This window comes from Leucobacter sp. M11, assembly GCF_035726885.1.
Lineage (GTDB): Bacteria > Actinomycetota > Actinomycetes > Actinomycetales > Microbacteriaceae > JAPFRB01.
Genome location: NZ_JAPFRB010000005.1, coordinates 318,860 through 321,107 on the forward strand (window position 1 = coordinate 318,860; position 2,248 = coordinate 321,107).

2 protein-coding genes and 1 pseudogene are annotated in these 2,248 nt (G+C 72.4%); all 3 read right to left on the bottom strand.

Going from position 1 to position 2,248, the window contains the following annotated elements; all coding sequences use genetic code 11:
• Positions 1 to 494, bottom strand: a pseudogene (locus OOT08_RS16860) (hypothetical protein); the annotation flags it as partial.
• Positions 495 to 543: 49 nt separating this feature from the next.
• The gene (locus OOT08_RS16865) at positions 544 to 1,572 is read right to left on the bottom strand and encodes a tRNA (adenine-N1)-methyltransferase (RefSeq protein ID WP_325093983.1); all 1,029 of its coding nucleotides are present in this window, start codon (positions 1,570 to 1,572) and stop codon (positions 544 to 546) included.
• A partial coding sequence (locus OOT08_RS16870; RefSeq protein ID WP_325093984.1) for an HAD family hydrolase occupies positions 1,569 to 2,248 on the bottom strand: 680 nt, incomplete at its 5' end. The genes OOT08_RS16870 and OOT08_RS16865, both read right to left, overlap by 4 nt.

Consider the following 2,248-nt stretch of genomic DNA (forward strand, 5'->3'; position numbering starts at 1 on the left):
GGCAGGCCCTGCATGAGGTTCTGCTCGACGCCGAAGGCGTCCTGCGGGGCGAGGGACAGGATGACGCGGTCGCCGGGGGCCGCGCAGGCGAAGCCCTTCACCATGCCGGGCAGCGTGGCCGCCTCGTCCATCAGGATCGCGGAGCTGCCGTTCTTCGTGCCGAAGGGGGTGCTCTGAATGAGCTGCCCGGTCGTGCCCTCGTACATGACAAAGTCGAAGCCGACGATGCCGCCCAGCTGGGCAACCTGGCTGCGGTCCTCGGCCTCGTGGGCGACCAGCCGCTGGCTCGTCGCGGAGCCGACCGGGGTCGGGATGTTCACGACGGGCTCGGTGCCGAACTCCCCGAGCGCGGTCACGGTGTCCGTGATGGACCCGGACGTCAGCTCGGGAGAGCACGCCTCCGCGGCGGGCGCCTGCCCGCAGGCAGTCAGGCCGAGGGTCAGCAACAGCGCGGACGCGCTGGCGGAGGCGGTAGCGATGCGACGAACAGACATGGGGTCCTTCCCGAGGGTGACGGTCGGCGCCGGGGGCGCCAGGATTAGCTTAGTCGAGCGTGGGGTCCTCGGCGCGATCCCGCGCCCGTTCGGAGATCTCCCGGGCCTGGCGCAGGTTCTTGCGCAGAATCTTCTCGCTCTTGGGCCGCTCCCCGATGAGGTCGGGGGTCCAGGCGGCGACGTCCTCCTCAGAGAAATCGCCCTTCGAGGCGCGGCGCTTCAGCTCGGGGAGCACCACGCCGGGGGCCAGGCGGCGGGCGGTGATCAGGAAGCCGGTGTGCGCGACCATCCGGTGGTCCGGGCGCACGGCAAGCCCCTCGACGTGCCAGCCGCGGACCATCGTCTCGGAGGACTGCGGGTGGGTGAACAGCCCGCTGCGGCGCAGCTCCTCCGCGGTGCGGGAGAGCTGGGTCGCGGTGGCGACGTAGCAGATGACGACCCCGCCGGGCTTCAGGGCGCGGGCCACGGCGGGCACGCACTCCCAGGGGGCGAGCATGTCGAGCACGACGCGGTCGACCTCGCCCTCCGCGAACCGGGCCTCGAGCTCGTCCTGGAGGTCGCCGACCGTGACCGACCAGTTGGCGGGGTCGTGGCCGAGGAAGCCGGAGATGTTGGCGCTCGCGATCTCGGCGAACTCCTCCCGGCGCTCGAAGGAGGCGAGGCGGCCCTCTGGGCCGATCGCGCGGAGCAGGTTCAGCGTGAGCGCGCCCGAGCCGACGCCGGCCTCGACCACGGTCGCGCCGGGGAAGATGTCACCGAGGGAGACGATCTGGGCCGCGTCCTTCGGGTACACGATCGCCGCGCCGCGCGGCATCGACATCACGTAGTCGGCGAGCAGGGGGCGGATCGCGAGGTACTCCTCGCCGGAGGAGTTCTCGATGACGGAGGCGTCCGGCAGGCCGACGATCGCGGCGTGGGCGATCACCCCGCGGTGGCTGTGAAACTCACCGTCCGCGATCAGCGTGATCGTGTTCTTGCGCCCCTTCGGTCCGGTCAGCTGGACGCGGTCGCCCAGCTGGAACGGGCCGCTCTGGGGGCGCGTGATCTGGGCGGCGGGGGTGTCGGGCGACTGGGTCATCGGGTGTGCGGGCCTTCCGTCGGCTGGGAGCCGTGGTGTGCGGTGAACAGCTCCCCGAGCTCGGCGGAACCGATGCCGGCGAGGGTGGGGAGGATCTGGTGCGCCGGAGCGGCGCTCAGGTCAACCATATTCGGGATTCCGAGGGTGACCGCGCCGGACGCGGCGGCGGAGCGCAGACCCGTCGGCGAGTCCTCGAGCGCGACGCAGTCCGCAATGGGGACGCCGAGCAGCGCCGCGCCCTGCAGATACGGGGCGGGGTGCGGTTTCTCGTGCTCGACCTCGTCGCCGGGCACGATGAGCTGGAAGGTGCCCGCTGGCAGGCTCGCGAGGACCAGCTCCGCGAGGGACCGAACCGACATCGTGACGAGGGCGCAGGGCACCCCGGCCCGGCCGAGGTCCGCGAGGAGCTCTCGTGCGCCGGGACGCCAAATCGATTCCCCGGCGCGGATCCCGTCGCCGACCGTCCGGGCGAGCCGCGCGACGATCTCGTCGGGGTGCAGGTCGACGCCGAGGCCCTGGAGGTACGCCGCGGCGTCCCAGAGCCCGGAGCCGATCAGGAGCTCGTGGGCGTCGGCGGGCAGCTCCCGGCCGTAGCTCGCGAGCAGCTCCGTCTCGGCGCGCACCCAGAGGGCTTCGGTGTCGACGAGGGTGCCGTCCATGTCCCAGAGCACCGCCG